The organism is Cerasibacillus sp. JNUCC 74 (genome assembly GCF_053667775.1).
Map to the genome: position 1 here is coordinate 860,241 of NZ_CM132207.1, position 20,263 is coordinate 880,503.

Genomic DNA, 20,263 nt, shown 5'->3' on the forward strand with positions numbered 1-20,263 from the left:
TCGTTATCCAATAAAGCGAAATATCTCTCCAACCACTTGCATCTGTACGAGTATAGTAAATGAAGCCCAAGCAGCTCAAAACTCTTAGGTCAGCTGTTTCTTTTAGGTTTCTTTCGAATAAATAGGGTTAAATAAAATGTATAGTTGAGACAAAAATTCAATATAGTTCCTGTATAAAAGAAGCGCTAAATAAAATCTTGAGATGCTGTTGCTTAGCATAAGTTTCTAAAGTAAACGATGATGAAAATAGAATGGGCTTATTGCAAGGTGTTTGAAAATGAAGAAGATATAGGTTGGATGTCTTATGATCTAATAAAATATAGTTCATGGTGAAGGAAGACGTTGCATATTTAAGCTAGATTAGCCTTTCTCTTGTGTTTCCTTGTTCATAAACTCCCAAAATCGGACTAACTTTTCAACGTTTTTAACTGGTTTGTTACTTAACTCACTTAACAGCTGTTTTTCTTTCAATTCCTTTACTGTTAATAATTCGGCATCTGTTAATGTGAGGTCATCTGTAATTTTATACTTGATAGGATGTTTTGGCTCATGAATCAATCCTAATAAATAGTCTGCTGATACGTTCAGTTTCTTGGCTAATAGTCTTATTGTTTCCAAGGGCGGTTCATTTCTTCCTTGTTCATAGTAACCATACGCACTAGTAGTAATATTTAGTTCTTTAGCAAGATCCTTTTGGCTATAGCCAGCTTCAACTCGTACATCAGTTAATCGTTTACTAAAACTGTACACAGACTTTCTCCCCTTTTCTACTATTCTTAGCAAAATTATACAATTGTAAATTGTAAATAATAGTAAAAACAACAAAAAATTATATATTGGTTTACAAACAACAAAATGTTGTGTATAATGAGAAAAAATAATGGGAGTGATCATCTGTGTAATACTTTTACAGTGCAGTATTTACAAGAAGTAAATGAAGCTGAATTTTTGATGGGAATAGAAAGACTAATAGGGGATCACATGATGCAGAGGTACTAGTTTCAGGGGAGAAATCGAAACTTGTTATCCCATAAGCTTTGAGATGGGAGTACATCTCTTAATCGTTCGCAATTATTCTTGTTCATGTCGATTTAAGAGATATGCATTCCGCATTTAACCGATGTGTCGTGATGAAGTGAAATGCATAAACCAGGACATTTTTTATAGTTATTATTCCGTCCTAATTTGTGCAACAAACTTTAGATAGCTACCATAATCACTTGATTGATCACAAATGAGTAAATCCATTTAGCTGATGCAATTCATTCATATGGTAGCGCTGAGTATATTTTAAACTTAAAAAGATAGAACCGAATTATGTCGATTTGTTTGAATATGGAGGAATGAATTCTTATATCGTAAATGCTTCCTATGTATCTTCTCCATGTATCCCCATGAAGATGCTGGCAAAGAGGGGAGATGAGTAGTATACGAATGGAATATAAAATTCTTTGGTATTATCCCGCAAGTAAGGTGCCGTAAGATTCCCACTTCAAGACCTAAGTTGATACAAAAGGGTCTAAGTGGGAAAAAACGGCACCTAAATGCCCGATTCGTTCAGGAGGCATTTAGGTCATACCCTTGCGGTACTACCATTCAAGTAGAAAAGTATTCCTTGAATGAAGCTTCACTTTATCAATCTCTAGTAGACAAACCATAACACATTCATGTGCAACTAATGAATGGAGTAGGTTTAGGTTCTAATAAAAAAGAAACCGAATACTAACGCCGAATCTGTTGACGAAATGATTCGATTCTAAGAATTATCTTGTCCTTTATGAAATGAGGTGAAGGAATGAGTGATTGCTTTTTAGACGAATCCGTTATTTTGACGGATATTGAAGCCAAGACGAAAGAACAAGCATTAGAAATAGTTGCCCAAAATCTTGTCGATCAAAACCTAGTTAAAAGAAGTTTTATTCCTGCAATTGTTCAAAGGGAAGCAGAGTATCCAACCGGTCTCCCCACAAATGGCGTGTCAGTAGCTATACCCCATACAGATGTCAAACATGTCAAAACGAAAACAATAAGTCTTGCTATTTTAAAGCATCCAGTTGATTTCTTTATTATGGGGGATGGAAATAACACAACGCCAGTTCAATTAATTTTTATGTTAGCAATGAATGAACCCAATTCTCAATTAACTTTATTACAAAAATTAATGCAAATTTTTCAAGATGAAAAAACATTAACGTATATCGTAAGTCAAAAAAATAAAACGGATATAAAAAATCTGTTAAAAAAGAAGCTAGGTATTACTTAAAAGAGGTGATTGTCATGGCAAAAAAGACGGTGCTAGTAGCATGTGGAGCGGGGATTGCAACTTCTACAGTGGTAAATGGTGCAATTGAGGAAATTGCTAGGAAAAATAATATAGATGTCAACCTGATTCAAATTAAAATTGCAGAAGTTGAATCGTACTTAGATACAGCAGATCTGTTGGTAACAACCGCAATGACGAAAAAAGAGTATCCGTTTCCAGTAATTAATGCACGCTCATTTTTAACTGGTATAGGTACAGAGGAGACGAAAAAACAAATAGTAGACGAACTTGAAAAATAATACTACGAATGGAGTTCTCGGTTTTCGATAGAGCCGAGAAATCCTTTATAACTTAGTGAGTTGGAGGAGGTTAAATAATTGCAATCATTTGTTGACTTTATTCAAAGCTTTCTAGGGTTAGGTGCAACAGTAATTTTACCTGTAGCCATTTTTATATTAGGAGTATTTTTCGGTCAGAAGGTGGGTAAAGCATTTCGTTCGGCTGTAACAATTGGTGTAGCATTTGTAGGAATATTTTTAGTTATTGATTTGTTGACGCTTAATCTTGGGCCAGCTGCACAAGGAATGGTGAATCGATTAAATGTAGAATTAAATGTAATTGATGTAGGTTGGCCAGCTACTTCTTCCATAGCATGGGCATCAGTTGTAGCAGCATTTATTATTCCCCTAGGACTGATTGTCAATGCCATCATGTTATTAACGAAAACAACGAAAGTAATGAATGTGGATGTTTGGAATTTTTGGCATTATACATTTGCGGCCGCCGTAGTGTATACAATATCTGGAAGCATTATCCAAGGTCTAATTGCTGCTGTTATATTTCAAATCGTTTGTTTAAAGGTTGCTGACTGGACAACACCAATGGTGAGAGACTTTTATGAAATGCCAGGAGTATCGGTTGCTACTGGTAGTACTATTTCATATGCGCCATTTATCTTTTTAGTAAAATGGATCCAGAAAATTCCTGGATTAAAGAATTTACATGCAGATCCAGATTCTATTCAAAAGCGTTTTGGGGTTTTTGGAGATTCCATGGTTGTTGGTTTATTTCTTGGTATAATAATCGGTTTACTTGCTGGTTATCGTGTTGGGGAAGTTATTGAAGTCGGTATGTCTATGGCTGCAGTTATGATTTTGATGCCACGAATGGTAAAAATTTTAATGGAGGGTCTAATGCCTGTTTCAGAATCAGCTCGTACATGGTTAAATAATCGATTTGGAGAAAGTGATATTACGATTGGTTTAGATGCAGCTGTATTATTGGGGCATCCATCTGTAATTGCTACAGCTCTTATTTTAACACCTGTTACGGTATTAATTGCTGTAATGTTACCTGGTAACCATGTACTTCCATTCGGTGACTTGGCAACTATTCCATTTATCGTTGCTTTTATTGTAGGTGCTGCTAGAGGTAATATTATCCACTCTATTATTGTAGGAACAGTTATGATTGCGCTATCCCTTTATATGGCTACAGATATCGCACCGGTATTTACCGATATGGCGATGAGTGCAGAAATTAAGCTTCCAGAAGGATCTGCAAAGGTTTCTAGTATTGACCAAGGAGGCAATCTATTCAATTGGTTGATTTGGAAATTTTTCGAGTTATTTCATTAAAGTTAGGCCTGAAAAATACATCTAAAAGTAAGAAATCCCGATACCATTGGGCGTAATGGTATATATAGATTCCATGGGTTGTTAAAAAACTTCATAGGTGTTTGAGAAATCTAAGAAAACAGGGGTAATGGAAGATATTTAAAGCGAACAGAGGAGGATAAACCAATGAAATCCTTAGTTAAAACAGAATTAGGATTCGGCAATCTCGAAATTCAGGATAAGAAGGAGCCAATTCCCGGAAAAGATCAAGTGAAAATTAAAATTAAATATGCTGGTATTTGTGGATCTGATATTCATACGTATGAAGGACATTATAAAGTTCAAGCACCAGTTACTTTAGGTCATGAATTTTCCGGTGAAGTTGTAGAAGTTGGTGACAATGTAACTGAATTTAAAGTGGGTGACCGAGTAACTTCTGAAACTACTTTTTATATCTGTGGTGAATGTAGATATTGTCGGTCAGGGGATTATAATCTTTGTGATCACCGAAAAGGCTTAGGAACTCATCAAGATGGTGGATTTGCTAAATATTTAATTGCTAGAAAAGAAAGTGTCCACGTTCTTCCAGAGAACGTAGACTATAAATCAGCTGCCATGTCTGAACCACTAGCATGTACGTATCATGCTGTCTCAAAAACAAAAATCAATGAGGGGGATGTTGTTGTTGTCATCGGGCCTGGTCCAATTGGTTTACTGACAGCACAAGTAGCAAAGAGCTTTGGAGCCAAGGTAATTATTACTGGACTAACCAATGATAAAATTCGTCTGGATAAAGCAAAAGAACTTGGGGTTGATATTGCGATAGATTCACAAAAAAGCGATGTTCAAAAAGTTGTTAATAAAATAACAAGTGGATATGGAGCAGATGTGGTGTTTGAATGTTCAGGAACAGTGCCTGCTGCCAAACAAGGTTTAGATGTATTACGAAAAAAAGGTAATTATGTGCAAGTAGGAATATTTTCTCAACCAGCCGTACCGTTTGATTTAGAAAAAGTCATTCAACATGAGATACATGTAGTGGGGAGCAGAAGTCAACATTCAGCTGATTGGGAGCCGGCGTTAGCATTGATGAATGAAGGAAAAGTAAATGCGAAAGCTCTAGTAACTCATGAATTTGATATTACACAATGGGATGAAGCATACCAGGTAATAAAGAGTGGAGATGCTATTAAAGTATTGTTAGTTCCGGCAGAATAATAGAATCAAAAGGATGTGTTTAAATGAATAAACAGGATTTGATTTCTCTAATTGATTATACATTATTGAACCCAATCGCAACGAGAAAATGTATTAAAATATTTTGCGAGGAAGCTATTGAATATGGTTTTAAAACTGTTTTTGTTAATCCTTACTATGTTTCATATGCGCATCGTCTTTTATCCCTACACCATATTAAGGTTGGAATCCCAATCGGGTTTTCATTAGGGGGAGCAGTAACTCATGTCAAAGTAGAAGAAGCAAAACAAGGGATTAAAAATGGTGCTGAAGAAATGGATATGCTCATTAATATTGGAGCCCTCAAATCTGGCGAATTTGATGTTGTGAAAAACGATATTGAAGAAGTGGTTAAAGTTGCTAACGGATTGACGACTAAAGTAATTATTGAAACAGGGTTGCTAACAGAGAAGGAAAAAATCATAGCAACGGAATTAATCATGGAAGCCGGGGCAGACTTTGTGAAAACGTCTACGGGATTTAATGATGGTGGTGCAACCATTGAAGATGTGCAGTTACTTCGCTCCATTGCAAAAGACAAAATAGGTGTCAAAGCTGCTGGAGGAGTGAAAACGTATCAAGAAGCTGTTCAAATGGTGAAAGCTGGTGCAAATCGTATTGGCTCTAGCAGTGCAATCGTAATGATTAATCATGATGCTTATTAATGGGCGGCTCCCGCATGGAAGGTGCCGTAATTCTCCCCCTTTAGGAGTGAAAGGAATAAGGCGAAGTCTGAATTGGAGAAAACGGCACCTAAATGTCTGATTGGTTCCATTAACATTTTTTTGGGAAAAGCGTTCTAAGAAATGAAGTTTCATTTTATCCCGGATGTAAGGATCCGTATTTTTCTCCTTTCCAACATGTACTAATGATGTTGCAAACATGATGAGAAAAACGGCTCCTAAATCCCCGATTCGTTTAACTAACATTCAAGGAGAAAAGCACTCCTTGAATGAAGTTTCACTTTATTACACAAATCAATATTGTTTATAGGTTAAATTTTAGCTGCTATCGATAGGGGAGGACAATCATGATAGATATTTTTTTAGATGTTATGTTAGGGCCTTTTAGAGTAATTAGCCAATTTTATTTTAAAAATCAACTATTTTTTAACACGATTTTGATCGGTCTTGCAGCATATAACCTCTTCTTTAATAGAAGCAGAAATATACAAAGTGACTCAAAAAGCTAAATAACAGCGAATAGCCAAAGAAGGGGGCGGTCATCGTGAGAGCTTTGAATTTATATGGAGAAAAAGATATTCGTTTTGAAGAAAACACCCCTAAGCCAACTATTAATAATAGAGAGGATGTTATTATTAAGGTGAAATCAGTAGGGATTTGTGGATCTGATCTATCTAGATTCATCAAATTAGGTCCCTATATAAAAGGAATGACATTTGGTCATGAGTTTGCGGGAGAAGTTGTAGAAGTTGGTGAAGATGTCAAACAAGTAAAAGTAGGAGATCGAGTTGCGGGTTGTCCTGCGTTTGTATGTAAGAAATGTGATAGTTGTCTTAGGGGAGAACCTGCGCGTTGTGAAAAGTTAGTTGTTATTGGTGCATTTCATCCGGGAGCCTATGCTGAATATACGAAACTACCAGAAAGTCATGTTTTGAAATTGCCAGATAATGTAGACTATGATACAGCAGCAATGGTAGAGCCATCTGCTGTTGTTGCACACGGATTTTACCAAACTAGCATTCAGGCTGGGGCTGAAATAGCTATTATGGGGGTTGGCAGTATTGGATTATTAGCTGTACAATGGGCGAAGATTTTTGGCGCAAAAAAAATATATGCTATTGATATAGACCAAAAGAAATTAGCTATTGCCAAAAAGCTTGGTGCCGATGTGATTATTAATTCCAGAGAAAAACCTGCATATAAACAAATAATGGAACATACGAATGGGAGAGGAGTAGATTTAGCCGTAGAGTCTGCAGGATCACCTATTACTTCTGAACAGGTTCTCGCATTACCATGTAAAGGCGGAGAAGTAGTATTTATGGGGATACCGTATGCAAATATCTATATAGAACGTTTTTATTTTGAAAAAATTGTTCGCAATGAATTGACTATTTATGGTTCATGGAATGCGGTATCTTCCCCGTTTCCAGGTAAAGAATGGAGTACAACCATCCATTATATGAGTAAGGGTCTAATTAGATCGGAATACATGATATCACATATCTTTTCATTAGCTGAGGGACCAGATGTATTTCAAAAAATAGTAAATAATCAAATCGATTCCGTTAAAGTTTTATTTCATCCCGAAATAATCGATAAAACAGGAGGACTAACCAGAGAGACAATAACCATATAAATATATCAAAATGGTACGACAGCAGTTTTTAGTAATTTTATGTCATTTTAAAGTGGCAAAAGGCGCACAGGCTCATTCAAATAATGTCTGAGCCTGCTTTTTTATTGCTTCAGAAATTATAATTTATTTTTTCATGGTGGATCATTTTTTGAATAATAGCTTTATCTAGCTTATGTGCTCAACGCCTATCAAACTTTGAACTTCTTCCTACAATAAGTCAACATCGGCTCCTCTTGTCGCCGTATTTCCTTTATCTCGTCAGAAAGTTCTGCCGTTTGTACGTTGCTAACGAATTGCTATTATTCTACTATAGGGAAAGTATAAAACTTTAGGCTTTATCCCGCATGTAAGGTGCCGTAAGTTTCCCACTTCAAGTCCTGAATTCGTGCAAAGGGTCAAAGTGGGAGAAAACGGCACCTAAATGCCCGATTGGTTCAAGGGCCTTTAGGTCATACCCTTGCGGTACTAACATTCCGTGTAAAAAGCATTCCACGGAATGAAGTTTCACTTTACAGTATAAGAAAAACTACAGCTTTCGCTTAAGACTTGGCGACAAGCCAAGTTTTTCTAAAAAACTTACTCTTGTTTAGAGATTTTTGCATGAACAACAAAACGCCCTTCATCGGGATCCAGTGTATAATCACAAGTGGACAGTGTAATTATCGTATCATTCTCATTCACTTTTACATCTGATTTGAAGATTGATTTATCTTGAATTTCCTCAACTAATTGTTTGTACTCATTCTGGGTTGCAAAATCAGTTTGAATATAATCAAAGTCGGTTGTAGTATGATAGACAGAAAATACTTCTGCATCATAGCTGTCATACATCGTATCAAAAAATACGTTACGGTGATTTGTAAAAAATTCTTTGTCCGTATACTTTCTTAAATTATGAAACATTGTTCCATCCTTCATGTTATGTCCATATAAAATAATATTACGATTATATGAAGCTACATTATTACGATAATCCATAAAAATACTGCCGGCTCTTGAGTTTTCCTCTTTATAATTTCGATATAAATAATGCTCATTATTGTCAGCTTGCAAAATAGGATAATTGATTTTTGTTTTATCTATCGTAAGCCAACCGACAATATCGGAATTAATTTTGTGTAATTTTTTAAATTGCTTTCGTATCTCACCTTTCTCAGCTGATGTCTCTGAACGATTTGTATGTGTCGCATATATATCCTGCACATCAGCGAGTACTTGCCGATTATGATAGTAATCCAATCCTAGGGATCCTAATTCATACGCTGAATATATAAACACCCCAATACAAATAGTTATCACCACATTAGAAAGCCATTTTCCGATTTTCTTACCACTCATTTTATCACCCCAAGTTGAACCTTAAATCCCAATTGGAATTGTATAGAGCCCTGTATCTTCATCTTCTTTTACAAGAACGTTTACCCCGTAGACTTTTTTCATAAGCTCATTTGTAATTACTCGTTTTGGAGTACCTTTTCTTACTATATGACCATCCATCATAGCAATGATAATGTCACTATATCGAATAGCCTGATTGATGTCATGGAGTACCATTACAATAGTTATGCCTAATTCTGTATTCAATTCTTTAATTAGTTCTAATAACTCATATTGATAATAGATATCCAAATAAGTTGTCGGTTCATCTAAAAATAGAAAAGGTGTATGTTGGGCTAAGGTTAAGGCAATCCAAACTCGTTGTTGCTCTCCACCAGATAAGGTATGGAGCTGATGGTTTCTTTTTGCTAATAAGTTAGTCTTGTTAAGAGCCCATTCAATTGCTTTAGCATCTGCTTTTTTATTTTGAGAAAAAATTGACCGATAAGGTAACCTGCCATAACTAATTAGTTTTTCTACTGTCATATCAGCTGGAGCGCTGTTTTTTTGATGAACAACCGCTACTTTTTTAGCAAATTCTTTTGGCTTAAAATCAACTAATCGTTTACCGTCTAATCGCACGCTTCCTTTGTAAGGTATATAGTGTTTGGACAATACTCCAAGTAGTGTTGACTTTCCGCTGCCATTCGGACCAATGATCGTAGTTATTTTGCCAAGATCAATTTCTCCGCTTATATTGATTAGATGATTGTTTTTATGGTCGTATGAAAATGTAATATCTTTAAGTTCCATAAACTCGATCACTCTTCCTTAGTAAAAATATGAGAAATGGCCCACCGATTAATGCCATAATAATTGAGGCAGGAATTTCATTTGGTGCAATGATGATTCTTCCTAACGTATCAGATAATAAAATTAACAAAGCCCCTAGGATTGCTGAAAAGGGGATAAGAACTTTATGGTCCGTCCCTACTAAAATGCGCCCAATATGAGGTACAAGTAAGCCGACAAATAAGAACAAGCCAGCTGTTGCCGTTGCAATGCCAGCTAACAAAACAGCAATTGATGAAATAACAAAACGAGCAACATTTACATTTAACCCTAAGCTTTTAGCGGTTTTATCTTCTAATGCTAAATAATTACACCAAGCAAATACCAAAAACGCCAAGATTAAACCGATCGTACCGTAAATAACGATGATTTCAACATCTGCCCATTTCTTCATAGATAATGTGGAGGTTGTTACTTCTTGCACCATGGAAGAGGTATAGCTCCCGCGATAGTTAAAGGTTTGGCTTAAACTTGTAAAAATGGCATGAATAGCTACCCCGATTAAAATCATGCGCGATGGATTCAATCCCGACTTCCAAGAAAATGAATAAACTAGGAAAAAGGCTATCGAGCCACCTAAAAAGGCAAATAACGGGGTATAAAAGAATAATGTTGGAAAAATACTTACCATCAACATACTCATGAATCCTGCACCAGATGATACACCAATAATCCCAGGTTCAGCTAACGGATTTTTCATAACTGCCTGTATAAGTACACCAGAAACGGATAGTGCTGCTCCGGCAAATATAGCAATAATTATTCTTGGTAAACGCAGATCTTTAATGACCTCGACATTGTCATTTGTTCCAGATATCAACCCTTGAATAAGCTCCACCAAGGATACGTGAATACTTCCTGAAGTTGCAGAGAATATGATTACGAGGCTTAATAATAAAATAATTGTCATAAAACTAATGATTCGCTTATTCACCATGGACACCCTTTTCTATCTCGTTACTTTCATTTTCTTCAGGATACAACATGCCAAACAATGCATCTAATGCTTGGGGAGCAGCCAGATTAGCGGTTGTACCGAAAAGAAGTTCCTCTAAGTCATACACCCGGTCATTTTTTACTGCGTTAAAATGCTTCCAAATATCATTTTCCTTAAATTCTTTATCAAACATCTTAACTACTTCATCAGGCATACCGTGTGCTGCTCGTAAAATAATATCCGGGTTTGCCCGTTGTAAATATTCTGTATTGGAAGCTAGGTATTCGACCTTTTCTCCTGAAAACACGTTGGTTCCACCGGATATTTCTACCAAATTTCCGATATAAGAGCGATCAGTTGCTACTAAATAACTACCTGGTACTCCCATTAAAATAAGGACACGTGGAGGTTTCTTTCCTTGAATTTTTTTATTAATTTCAGCTACCTTCTCTTCAAAAGTTTGTACGATTTTTTCTGCCTCTGCTTCGCGATCATACTCTTTACCAAGATCGATTATCTCTTTATGCATATGTTCTATACTTTGTAAATTGACATATCGGGTATGAATGCCTGCATCATCAAATACAGATTCTAAATCGTATTTTAGTGTTGTTACAGACATTACTTCTTTGGGATTTAACGACATAATTCGTTCCATATCAGGACTCATCGGATTCCCTACTTCTGTTACGCCGTTATATCTCTTTGGTAAATCTTTATGGCTTGTTGGGATTCCAATTAAGTCCAGTTTAAGTGCATCCAATATTTCTGTAACGGCAACTGTAGTAGCAACGATACGATTATTTTCAGGGTCACTAGCTTCTCTAACAGTAGTTTTTCCATTTCCTTCTCCTGAGCAACCACCTAATTCAATGATTACTGTAATCAAAAGAAATATGAATTGCTTTTTCATGAGCATCATGGCTCCCTTATCGTAAAAATTGTAAAGTGGGAGTCTTGTTTCGTGTGCAACAAGACTCCAATAATAGTTGTTACATCATTGAACGTATTTTTTACGTAATTTAATTACTAGAGGGATTAAAGAACCTAATAATAAACTAGTAAATAAAACAAGTTTAGCTGTATCGCTTGTACTTGGATTGTTGATTTGTTTTCCCTTTTCTTTAGTAGTGGCTAGACTCTGTTTATCACCGCGATCTTCATTACGATCAAATATTGGCCCTTGTTCTTCTTTATTCTCTTCTTTTTTCAAAGGCTGTTTAGTCACATCTATATTTTTTTGCTGCGGGTAGGATTCTTCTTCCTTAAGGAATTGGATGGAGTTAGGATCAAAATGAAATTGAATATCATATTCATGGTGATAATTTAATTCTGGAATATCAACCTTCACCCAGCCATCTAATTTGGTAAATAAATCTTCTATTGCAAATTCCACGACACGAGTATCTGCCTTAGAATCATGACTTAATACTTTTGGGTCAATTAGCTTTCCTTTGTGATATACTTTAAAATCTGTAATCCACGAGCTGTTTTTTAAGGTAATAGCAATCTTTTTTTCTCCATTTTTTACTTTTAAATGACCTGGGCTGACGACATAATCATTCATAACAGATACTTGATTCGTATTATTTTTTAATACGCTATAAGCAATCGAATACTCTCCATCTTTCAAGTTTTTTGGATCGATCTTTTTATTCGATTCGGTTGGCTGTTTAGTCTGTTTTTTCGGTTTTTTATTTGAATTTTCCGACTGATTAGTCGGAACTTCTGGCTTTTTATTTAGATCTGTCTGATCTTTATCGGGTTGTTTAACTTCTACTTCTTTTAAACTATTTTGATTGAACGATAGTCTAAGTGGTTGATCTCCTTTGTGCGATACGACCTTGTATTGTACGTTTGCATTCAGGATAGTTGCTAGCTGATTCAACTCATACGTAACTTTTCTCCAATTTTCGGCTTCATTTATATTTTCTTCTACCGGTTCCTTTCCATCTATTTGGAATCCCGTAATTGTTCGATGATCATTTAAGGTGAGGGTAAGGTGAGTTTTTCCATCTTTTACAGATAAGGAAGCCGTCTTATCAATATATCTTGACATGCCGGATGGCTTGTCCTCTTTAGCATGTAATGCAGCAACTTCGATCGTATAATTGCCGTCATCTACATCTAAAATAGCTGGAATATTCTTGTCCTTACTAGGCTCTTCTGGTGTTGGTTTTTCCGGAGCAATCGGTTTTTCTACTAACGGAATATGGGATTGATCGAATTTAAAGCGAATATTATACTTGTTATCATATTCAAAGCCGGGGATTCCTGTAACGATGATATGGACTTTAGCATTTACCATTTCTTCAAGGTTAGGAACATCGAATTGGACAACGCGAGTATCTTCTTCTTTATTTTCACTAATCACTGACACATCCATAAATTTTCCGTTATTTTCTACTTTAAAATATTGCCACCAAGAACTGTTTTTCAATGTTGTCTGAACCGTATATTTCCCATCTTGAATAATCAACTTAGCTGGTTTTTGTAAATAATCATTGGCTACAGAAGTATTATCTTCCTTTTCTTTCCAGACAACAAACGGTAATTCATACTCGCCATCTGCGAATACTTTTTCATTTGTCTCGGCAGCTGCAACTGGTGATAAGACCGGTATAACAGTCATAAGCATTAAGAATGTCAATAAAAGTATAGAGCCAAACTTTTTCATTTCCTTCTCCTCTTTCTGTTCCCAATTTATTTAACTGCGATTTTTCTTATCATGATGAACCCGGAAGCGATTAAAGCTACTACTAGTAAAACGATTGATGTCTCGTCAGACGTTTTTGGGTTTTTTTCGGCTTTTTGTTTTGTTCCAACATTCTGGTTAGCATCCGATTTTTCTTTTTTTGCCGACACGTTATCGACTTTATCTTCGTTTGTACTTGTTTCTTGGTTTGGACTAGCTACTAAGCCGGATGTGTCAAATTGGAAACGTACTTTATATTTATTGTCATAATCAATATCGGGTACAATAACATGTATGGTTGCGTTAACAAGTTGATCTAAATCTGGAACTTCAAATTGTACAACTCTTGTATCGTTATCTTCACTTACTACAGTTACTGGTTTGGATTGAACATGGAATGATTGCCACCAAGAACTATTCTTTAAAGTAACCTGTACTAAATTTTTACCGTTTTTAACAATGAGTTTGGCAGGGGAAACGAGATAATCATTCGTCATGGATCTTTCATCCGTATCTCCTTTTAAAACTGTAAAAGGTAGATTATGTTCCCCTTTAACATACGTTGCCGCTGCATTTACATGATTAACATGAGATGAGAAAAATGTTATGAGTATAATAAAAATTGGAATAATAATTTTTTTCAACTTAAATTCTCCTTCTTTTTCTTATTTGTTTTTCGAATCATGTATATCATCACAAGAGCAAGAACTATGATGCAAACCATGAGGATGATAACTAGATTACTGATTTTTGTGTCATTTTCTACGGGCTCTTTAGTGATCTTCTGTTCTTTCGTTGTTTCGAAGTGTTCTTCTTTTATTTCCAAATTATCTACGGATTGTTCATCTAGTTTTTCCAAACTATCTAAATCAAAATTAAAACGTACTGTATAGTGGTGGTCATAAACTGGTTCTATCGATTCAATTAATACATGCATTTTAAACTCAATGGGTTCCGTTAAATCTCGATCCACCTTAAACTGAACAACTCTTGTATTTTCTTTTTTATCTTCACGGATTACTTTCACATCGACAAATGAATCTCGTATAGGTGCCTGTAATTCTTTCGTCCATGCACTATGATTTAACGTAAACCGTATATAGTGCTCACCATTATGTACAATGTATGTTGCAGGTTTTTCAAAATAATCATTAGCAATTGATACGGAGTCTGTTTCTGCATGTAATATTACGTAATCCAGTGAATATACTCCTTCTTCCACATTCGGTAACTTAGCTTTTGCATCGCTACTTTTAACTGGATACCAAACATAGGTGAGAGCATAAAGGAATAGTAAAGTAATAACTGAGATTTTATGGCGATGTTTCTCCAATTACTAACCTCCAATCGTCAAAGATATTGATTCTCATTATCAATTAGGTATAAAATAAAAAGAAGTTTCAATAACTTCTTAACTTTAAAATAGATACTTAAAATGTGTATTTTCTTTTCCCACCCCCTTGTTAATAATGAGAATCATTTTCATTTACTTATCATCTAATACCATAGCAAATTTTAATAGAATGTCAACTATAATTTTATTTATTTATTTTATTTTTAAAATTTCTTATTTTTTGTTGACAATGAGAATCATTATCATCTATAATAAGCGTTAATTGAGAATTCATATCATTTAAACACTAGGAGTGTATGTATGCGGCAAGATAAATTCCTTATTTTATTCATCTTACTACTTATTCTCGTTGGCTGTAGTAATCAGGATGGGGTAACAGCAAAGAATGAAAAAGCGCCAAAGGAAAATGCCTTTTCTATTACTGATTTCGCTGATCGAACCATTGATTTCGAAACAACTCCTGAAAAAATTGTAGCACTTAGTCATGGAGACGTAGATATTATCTATGCATTAGGAAACGAAGTGGTCGGTCGCCCATCGGGAGAAACGTCTGTCGAAGAAGCAAAAAAAGCTCTTGAAGTGGGTTCTACTCACAGTATGGATGTAGAAAAGATTACCTCGCTCGAACCTGACGTCGTATTGGGTAATTATCCAATGAATACGAAGGATGTACAGGTAATAGAAAATATGGGAGCAGACATGGTACTAAGTCATGCTAACTCTGTTAAAGATATTCAAGAGCAAATTGCGCTTTTTGGTCAGTTGCTCCATAAAGAAAACGAAGCACAGCAACTTATAAATATGATTGATGATAAATTAACAGCGATACAGCAATCAAAGGTAGAAAAGAAACCAAGAGTACTATTAGTTTATGGTGCACCTGGAACCAATATGGTAGCATTACCAAATTCACTAGGTGGGAATATTTTAGAATTGGCAGGGGGATTAAATATTGCTAGCGATTATCCAAGCTTGGAAATGTATCCACAATATGCTCAATTAAACGCTGAAAGAATTATTGAAGCCAATCCACAAGTGATTTTAATAATGACTCATGGTGATCCTGAAAAAGAGAAAAATAGTTTAGTTAAAGATATGTCACAAACAGCTGGTTGGGATGAACTGGAGGCAGTTAAAAATAATCGCGTACTAATTCTACCTTCCGATCTGTTTGGAACAAATCCCGGGACAAAAGTGATCGATGCATTAGATTATCTTCATGAATTAATCAAAGACGTGAAGAAGGAATAAAGGATGTCAGTAAAAAGAAGAAGTCTACGCAGAAAATATGTATCTATTCTTTCTCCGATACTTTTATTGCTTGTGATCTTTTATGGTATAACATATGGACCTGTTCCAATCACTTTGTCTGAAACATGGACTGCATTATTTTCAGATGGAAACACATTTCAGAAAAAAATAATTGTGGACATACGCTTACCTAGAGTACTGTTAGGGTTGTTAGTAGGTGGATGTTTGGCAGCATCAGGCGCTTTATTACAAGGCGTTATGAAAAATCCGTTAGCTGATCCTGGAATTATTGGTGTCTCATCAGGAGCTGGACTGGCAGCAATTATTACAATGGTACTTTTACCGGAGTTTGGCTATTTATTACCATTGATGGCATTTACAGGTGCTTTGTTCACATCACTAGTTATTTATTTACTAGCATGGGATCAAGGAGCATCACCTGTCAAAATTATTTTAGCGGGAGTGGCTATTAATGCCTTGTTAGGAGCAATCATGAATGGAATTATGGTTGTTTACAGTGACCGTGTTCAATCTGTATTGCCTTGGCTTTCTGGTGGATTAACAGGGAAGGGATGGTATCATTTAGAATTTATGGCACCTTACGCCATTATCAGTCTGTTAGCCTCATTTTTGGCAATCAGACCTGCTAATCTTTTATTATTGGGTGATCATTCAGCTAAACTTTTGGGGCAACGTGTGGAGATTCAACGTTTTTCACTCATTTTATTAGCTTCATTATTAGCAGGAGCAGCGGTTAGTGTTGCAGGTTTAGTTGGTTTTGTTGGGTTAGTAGTCCCACATATTATCCGGTTATTAATTGGCGATGATTACGCTTTTTTACTACCATTTAGTATTGTTTATGGTGGGATTCTTGTTGTACTTGCTGATTTGATTGCAAGATCTTGGTTTGATCCAATTGAATTTCCGGTTGGAATATTACTAGCATGTTTAGGAGCACCATTCTTTTTATTTTTACTTAAGAAACGGAGAATATTGTCATGAATGCTATCCGTATGAATGAAATTAAATTAAATGTAAACGACTTTCAATTAGCTAATATTTCTTTATCCATTCCAAACCAGAAAATCAGTACGATTGTGGGTCCCAATGGGTCCGGTAAGTCAACACTATTAAAAGTTATTAGCAAACTGCTAGTGGCAGACAATGGATCTGTATATATATACGAAAAAAATAGTCAGTCCTATAAAACTAGAGAATTCGCAAAGAAAATCACCATGCTACCACAAGCCAAAGATCATCTGCCTAATTTAACAGTTAAAGAATTAATCTCATTTGGCAGATCTCCATATAAACGTTTTTTTATTAATCGATTATCGAAAGAAGACGAGGAAATCATTTATGAATCAATGAACATAACGAATACAGCCATCTATGAAAATCGTATGTTTTCTAGTTTATCAGGAGGGGAACAACAGAAGGTTCGTATTGCAATGGCTTTAGCACAACAAACAGACATTTTATTATTAGATGAGCCGACTACTTATTTAGATATTGCCCATCAATTTGAAGTTATGGAGTTGCTGCAATTTATTAACGAAAGTTATAAGATGACAATTATTATGGTTTTACATGATCTGCAACAAGCTGCTATGTATAGTGATTATATGATTGCACTTAAAAACGGGAAGATTGTAGATAAAGGGAAACCAAAAGAAATGCTAACAGAGGACTTTTTAGCAAATGTTTATGAGATACATGCACGGATTATCTATGAAGATAGTTATCCATTGATAATACCTAAATTAAGGAGGAAACACCATGTATATCGTTACAAATAGAACAAAAATAAAAAAAGATAAAGGTTATCAGTTAGTCAATCGTTTTAATAAAGTTGGTAAAATTGAGACAATGGAAGGTTTTTTAGGTTTGGAAGTATTAGTGACAGATAAGCTAAAGGATTATGATGAAGTGACTATTATGACGCGTTGGGATACAGAGGATTCCTTTAAAAAATGGTTAAAAAGTGATGCATTTAGGGAAGCACATACCCATCGTGGTGGGAAAACGGATTATATTATTACCAATGAAATATCTTATTATGATGTAAAGATAGTTCGTAAGCCGATTGTTCCTGCATAACTAGTTTGCAGTCAAGAGGTGTACTTCAATCATATTAGGATTCATGAAAGGTTTAGATGCACATTGTTGATTACCTATATTCACAAGCAACCCCCGTCTTGTGAATATGGTAAACATATATTTATTGATAGAGATAAATAATTAGTACCCCCTCTTACTCTTTTCTTTAACAGATAATGGATGTTCTGTATGGTATACACTTTGAAATGTGTATGCCTCTTTCTTTACGCTAGAATCAGGTTATTCCATAGGCAAAGTCATACCCAAAATAATAGTAATCGGACTTACTTTTTTTCTAAAGTCACATGACAAAGAAGGTTAATAATAGTGGTACTAACCCAGGAATCAACGAGGGCATTTCAATTACACAACTCTATGGATTCTTGAAAAAGAAATCTAAGGTAGATAGGAGTGATGGCGGGGGAAGGGTGATGATCTTAAATGAACCACTTATTTAAAAGGAGGTGGTTCTTTTTTTGAATTATAAAATTGAAAAAATTGACTAGATAAACGGAGATAATTTTATCATGAAGTTCAAATCTAAGTAAGAAAACACGAATTAAATTGAAGGATGGTTGAACTGAGATTTTGTATTTATTATTGAGGTTACATGATGAATAGAGTATGAATGGATTACGACAGGTGCATTTCAAAATGATAAAAGATACAGGATGGATGTCTTTTGGATCGTATATTATATCGGTTAATGGCGATGGCAAAATTTCTATTTTTAAGCACAGAGAAGCCTCTAAGCTAATTTTTACTTTTGTGTTTCCTTATTCATAAACTGCCAAAACCTTACTAACCTATCCACGTTTTCAATTGGATTCTTGCTTAATTCACTTAAAAGTTGTTTTTCTTTCATTTGCTTTACAGTGAATAATTCGGCATCGGTTAGAATAAAGCCGTCTGTGATTTCATACTTAACAGGATGCTTGGGCTCATCAATAATACCTAATAAATAATCTGTTGAAACATCTAGTTTCTTGGCTAGTAATCTAACTGTTTCCAGAGATGGCTCATTTCTTCCTTGTTCATAGTAACCATACGCACTAGTAGTAATATTTAGCTCCTTAGCAAGATCCTTTTGACTATATCCAGCTTCAACTCGTACATCAGTTAATCGCTCACTAAATCTGTACATGTAATTTTTCCTCCTTTCTATTATTCTTAGCAAAATTATACAATTAGAAATTGTAAAAGAGAGATAATACAACGAAAATTTTATTTTTTAGTTATAAACAACAAAAAGTTGTTGGTTTTAAAGAATGGTAATAGACAAACTGTGTTTAAAAAGGTGCCTGGTAGCTAGCACTGTTTCCTAGGAAAATAGAATAATTGAACGATAATGATACATAAAATGGTAGGGTTTTAGATCAGAAAATTCAAAAATATAAGTAGAAAGAAATTTTGAAGGCTTCAGTAAAGAGAGGTAGAGGATTCAATAACATAGGTCTGGAACATATTGAATTACCTAAAAGGCAATGAGTTGAAAATAAAAGCCTATTTATTTGTGGAACTGATATTCTTGTTTAATAGATAAGTAGCGTGGTGGTTATTCTGATATTTTAGACATAAATATTCTGATAATCGAAGAGACTGGAAAACATGTAAAGGGATTGAAAAGGGTGACAAAGAAGTTTCACATAAGGCAGTAATTACTTTAGTTCGTGTCATTATTGTAAGCAAAGATTGATAGTGCAGTGTATTGAATGGAAGTCATCTGGTTCAGGTAAAAAGGCAGTATTTACAGAATATGTTTTTTAAGTCCAAGTTACCTCGGCTATATAATTCCACAAACAATTCGTTTAGATGAAGGTGCATTAATAGAGAGAGCCTTTCCCTTGTATTGTAAGAAGCGTAATTGAAAGAGGTTGGGTAAAAGCAGGTGATGACGTCTTGGATGCAGAACCAGGAATAATCGGACTAGCACTTTAAGTTATTCGGGCAAGTGGTGATAACGTTGAAGTAATAGGGGAGAGGCTAATGACATTGCTAGATTAAAACTTGCTAACGAACTAGGTGCTACAGAAATTTTAGTAATAGACCAACAAGCTACAGAAAACATAAATTCTTTTAAAGACCGTTACAGTGCAGCATTTGAATGTACCGAATCAGAGGCAGATAATTGTTTACATTTCTAAAGAAAACGGCACTTTTTGTTCAAGTAGGATGGGTGGAGGGAAGATTCAATTTAATCATGATGTGACTTAACATTTTCAATCCACGCACCCTATGTAGGATGCGACTGACATAATCACAGGTCTACGCGATGGTATGGACAATTTCAATCCACGCACTCTATATAGGATGCGACGCC

At 35.1% G+C, this 20,263-nt stretch carries 20 protein-coding genes and 1 CRISPR repeat array (1 of these 21 running past the window's edge); of the genes, 11 read left to right on the forward strand and 9 right to left on the reverse strand.

Annotated features, from left to right (window positions below; all coding sequences use genetic code 11):
* Window positions 1–360: 360 nt before the first annotated feature.
* The gene (locus tag JNUCC74_RS03905) at window positions 361–750 is read right to left on the reverse strand and encodes a helix-turn-helix domain-containing protein (protein ID WP_454066988.1); all 390 of its coding nucleotides are present in this window, start codon (window positions 748–750) and stop codon (window positions 361–363) included.
* Window positions 751–1,795: 1,045 nt separating this feature from the next.
* On the opposite strand from JNUCC74_RS03905, the gene JNUCC74_RS03910 reads away from it, so the two are divergent.
* The 7 genes from JNUCC74_RS03910 to JNUCC74_RS03940 all read left to right on the forward strand — a co-directional run bounded on the left by JNUCC74_RS03910 (window position 1,796) and on the right by JNUCC74_RS03940 (window position 7,437).
* The gene (locus tag JNUCC74_RS03910) at window positions 1,796–2,263 is read left to right on the forward strand and encodes a PTS sugar transporter subunit IIA (RefSeq protein WP_454066989.1); all 468 of its coding nucleotides are present in this window, start codon (window positions 1,796–1,798) and stop codon (window positions 2,261–2,263) included.
* Between the two features lie 14 nt (window positions 2,264–2,277).
* Window positions 2,278–2,562: a PTS sugar transporter subunit IIB gene (locus JNUCC74_RS03915; RefSeq protein WP_077319521.1), complete on the forward strand. Its 285-nt coding sequence runs from the start codon at window positions 2,278–2,280 to the stop codon at window positions 2,560–2,562.
* A 78-nt stretch (window positions 2,563–2,640) separates the two neighbouring features.
* Window positions 2,641–3,900 carry a galactitol-specific PTS transporter subunit IIC gene (locus JNUCC74_RS03920; RefSeq protein ID WP_454066990.1) on the forward strand — a complete coding sequence of 420 codons (1,260 nt, stop codon included), beginning with the start codon at window positions 2,641–2,643 and terminating at the stop codon, window positions 3,898–3,900.
* A gap of 165 nt (window positions 3,901–4,065) precedes the next feature.
* Window positions 4,066–5,097 carry a zinc-binding dehydrogenase gene (locus JNUCC74_RS03925; RefSeq protein WP_454066991.1) on the forward strand — a complete coding sequence of 344 codons (1,032 nt, stop codon included), beginning with the start codon at window positions 4,066–4,068 and terminating at the stop codon, window positions 5,095–5,097.
* A 23-nt stretch (window positions 5,098–5,120) separates the two neighbouring features.
* Window positions 5,121–5,780, forward strand: a complete 660-nt coding sequence (gene deoC / locus JNUCC74_RS03930; protein WP_454066992.1) for a deoxyribose-phosphate aldolase — start codon at window positions 5,121–5,123, stop codon at window positions 5,778–5,780.
* A 365-nt stretch (window positions 5,781–6,145) separates the two neighbouring features.
* On the forward strand, window positions 6,146–6,307 hold the full coding sequence (locus JNUCC74_RS03935) for a hypothetical protein (protein ID WP_179104362.1): 162 nt from the start codon (window positions 6,146–6,148) through the stop codon (window positions 6,305–6,307).
* Between the two features lie 35 nt (window positions 6,308–6,342).
* A complete protein-coding gene (locus tag JNUCC74_RS03940) occupies window positions 6,343–7,437 on the forward strand; it encodes a galactitol-1-phosphate 5-dehydrogenase (RefSeq protein ID WP_454066993.1) in 1,095 nt (364 codons plus the stop codon).
* A 576-nt stretch (window positions 7,438–8,013) separates the two neighbouring features.
* Here the strand turns inward: JNUCC74_RS03940 and srtB are convergent.
* From srtB to JNUCC74_RS03975, 7 genes are all read right to left on the reverse strand, one after another.
* A complete protein-coding gene (srtB, locus tag JNUCC74_RS03945) occupies window positions 8,014–8,775 on the reverse strand; it encodes a class B sortase (protein WP_454066994.1) in 762 nt (253 codons plus the stop codon).
* A gap of 21 nt (window positions 8,776–8,796) precedes the next feature.
* On the reverse strand, window positions 8,797–9,567 hold the full coding sequence (locus JNUCC74_RS03950) for an ABC transporter ATP-binding protein (protein WP_454066995.1): 771 nt from the start codon (window positions 9,565–9,567) through the stop codon (window positions 8,797–8,799).
* Window positions 9,557–10,540: a FecCD family ABC transporter permease gene (locus JNUCC74_RS03955; RefSeq protein ID WP_454066996.1), complete on the reverse strand. Its 984-nt coding sequence runs from the start codon at window positions 10,538–10,540 to the stop codon at window positions 9,557–9,559. The genes JNUCC74_RS03950 and JNUCC74_RS03955 overlap by 11 nt, the downstream gene beginning before the upstream one ends.
* A complete protein-coding gene (isdE, locus tag JNUCC74_RS03960; protein WP_454066997.1) occupies window positions 10,533–11,456 on the reverse strand; it encodes a heme ABC transporter substrate-binding protein IsdE in 924 nt (307 codons plus the stop codon). The genes JNUCC74_RS03955 and isdE overlap by 8 nt, the downstream gene beginning before the upstream one ends.
* 84 nt (window positions 11,457–11,540) lie before the next feature.
* On the reverse strand, window positions 11,541–13,220 hold the full coding sequence (locus JNUCC74_RS03965; RefSeq protein ID WP_454066998.1) for an NEAT domain-containing protein: 1,680 nt from the start codon (window positions 13,218–13,220) through the stop codon (window positions 11,541–11,543).
* Window positions 13,221–13,246: 26 nt separating this feature from the next.
* Entirely contained in the window at window positions 13,247–13,882 is a 636-nt protein-coding gene (locus tag JNUCC74_RS03970) for an NEAT domain-containing protein (RefSeq protein ID WP_454066999.1), read from the reverse strand.
* Window positions 13,879–14,571 carry an NEAT domain-containing protein gene (locus JNUCC74_RS03975; protein ID WP_454067000.1) on the reverse strand — a complete coding sequence of 231 codons (693 nt, stop codon included), beginning with the start codon at window positions 14,569–14,571 and terminating at the stop codon, window positions 13,879–13,881. The genes JNUCC74_RS03970 and JNUCC74_RS03975 overlap by 4 nt, the downstream gene beginning before the upstream one ends.
* Before the next feature lie 321 nt (window positions 14,572–14,892).
* On the opposite strand from JNUCC74_RS03975, the gene JNUCC74_RS03980 reads away from it, so the two are divergent.
* From JNUCC74_RS03980 to isdG, 4 genes are read left to right on the forward strand one after another with little or no spacing between them, the layout of a single operon-like run.
* On the forward strand, window positions 14,893–15,843 hold the full coding sequence (locus JNUCC74_RS03980) for an ABC transporter substrate-binding protein (RefSeq protein ID WP_454067001.1): 951 nt from the start codon (window positions 14,893–14,895) through the stop codon (window positions 15,841–15,843).
* Window positions 15,844–15,846: 3 nt separating this feature from the next.
* Window positions 15,847–16,845, forward strand: coding sequence for a FecCD family ABC transporter permease (locus JNUCC74_RS03985; protein WP_454067002.1), 999 nt, complete (start codon window positions 15,847–15,849; stop codon window positions 16,843–16,845).
* Window positions 16,842–17,642: an ABC transporter ATP-binding protein gene (locus JNUCC74_RS03990; RefSeq protein ID WP_454067003.1), complete on the forward strand. Its 801-nt coding sequence runs from the start codon at window positions 16,842–16,844 to the stop codon at window positions 17,640–17,642. The genes JNUCC74_RS03985 and JNUCC74_RS03990 overlap by 4 nt, the downstream gene beginning before the upstream one ends.
* Window positions 17,623–17,943 (forward strand): heme oxygenase, encoded by a 321-nt coding sequence (gene isdG, locus JNUCC74_RS03995; RefSeq protein ID WP_454067004.1) that lies wholly within the window; start codon window positions 17,623–17,625, stop codon window positions 17,941–17,943. The genes JNUCC74_RS03990 and isdG overlap by 20 nt, the downstream gene beginning before the upstream one ends.
* 760 nt (window positions 17,944–18,703) lie before the next feature.
* Here isdG and JNUCC74_RS04000 read toward each other — a convergent pair.
* Window positions 18,704–19,087, reverse strand: a complete 384-nt coding sequence (locus JNUCC74_RS04000; protein ID WP_454067005.1) for a helix-turn-helix domain-containing protein — start codon at window positions 19,085–19,087, stop codon at window positions 18,704–18,706.
* Between the two features lie 1,072 nt (window positions 19,088–20,159).
* Window positions 20,160–20,263: a CRISPR direct-repeat array (repeat unit 33 nt); it runs 204 nt beyond the window's last position.

Bases quoted from the DNA above. Each gene is read 5' to 3' on its own strand.
- JNUCC74_RS03910 (WP_454066989.1), top strand. From the start codon at position 1,796: ATGAGTGATTGCTTTTTAGACGAATCCGTTATTTTGACGGATATTGAA.
- JNUCC74_RS03915 (WP_077319521.1), top strand. From the start codon at position 2,278: ATGGCAAAAAAGACGGTGCTAGTAGCATGTGGAGCGGGGATTGCAACT.
- JNUCC74_RS03925 (WP_454066991.1), top strand. From the start codon at position 4,066: ATGAAATCCTTAGTTAAAACAGAATTAGGATTCGGCAATCTCGAAATT.
- deoC (WP_454066992.1), top strand. From the start codon at position 5,121: ATGAATAAACAGGATTTGATTTCTCTAATTGATTATACATTATTGAAC.
- JNUCC74_RS03935 (WP_179104362.1), top strand. From the start codon at position 6,146: ATGATAGATATTTTTTTAGATGTTATGTTAGGGCCTTTTAGAGTAATT.
- srtB (WP_454066994.1), bottom strand. From the start codon at position 8,775: ATGAGTGGTAAGAAAATCGGAAAATGGCTTTCTAATGTGGTGATAACT.
- JNUCC74_RS03950 (WP_454066995.1), bottom strand. From the start codon at position 9,567: ATGGAACTTAAAGATATTACATTTTCATACGACCATAAAAACAATCAT.
- isdE (WP_454066997.1), bottom strand. From the start codon at position 11,456: ATGAAAAAGCAATTCATATTTCTTTTGATTACAGTAATCATTGAATTA.
- JNUCC74_RS03965 (WP_454066998.1), bottom strand. From the start codon at position 13,220: ATGAAAAAGTTTGGCTCTATACTTTTATTGACATTCTTAATGCTTATG.
- JNUCC74_RS03980 (WP_454067001.1), top strand. From the start codon at position 14,893: ATGCGGCAAGATAAATTCCTTATTTTATTCATCTTACTACTTATTCTC.
- JNUCC74_RS03985 (WP_454067002.1), top strand. From the start codon at position 15,847: ATGTCAGTAAAAAGAAGAAGTCTACGCAGAAAATATGTATCTATTCTT.
- JNUCC74_RS03990 (WP_454067003.1), top strand. From the start codon at position 16,842: ATGAATGCTATCCGTATGAATGAAATTAAATTAAATGTAAACGACTTT.
- isdG (WP_454067004.1), top strand. From the start codon at position 17,623: ATGTATATCGTTACAAATAGAACAAAAATAAAAAAAGATAAAGGTTAT.
- JNUCC74_RS04000 (WP_454067005.1), bottom strand. From the start codon at position 19,087: ATGTACAGATTTAGTGAGCGATTAACTGATGTACGAGTTGAAGCTGGA.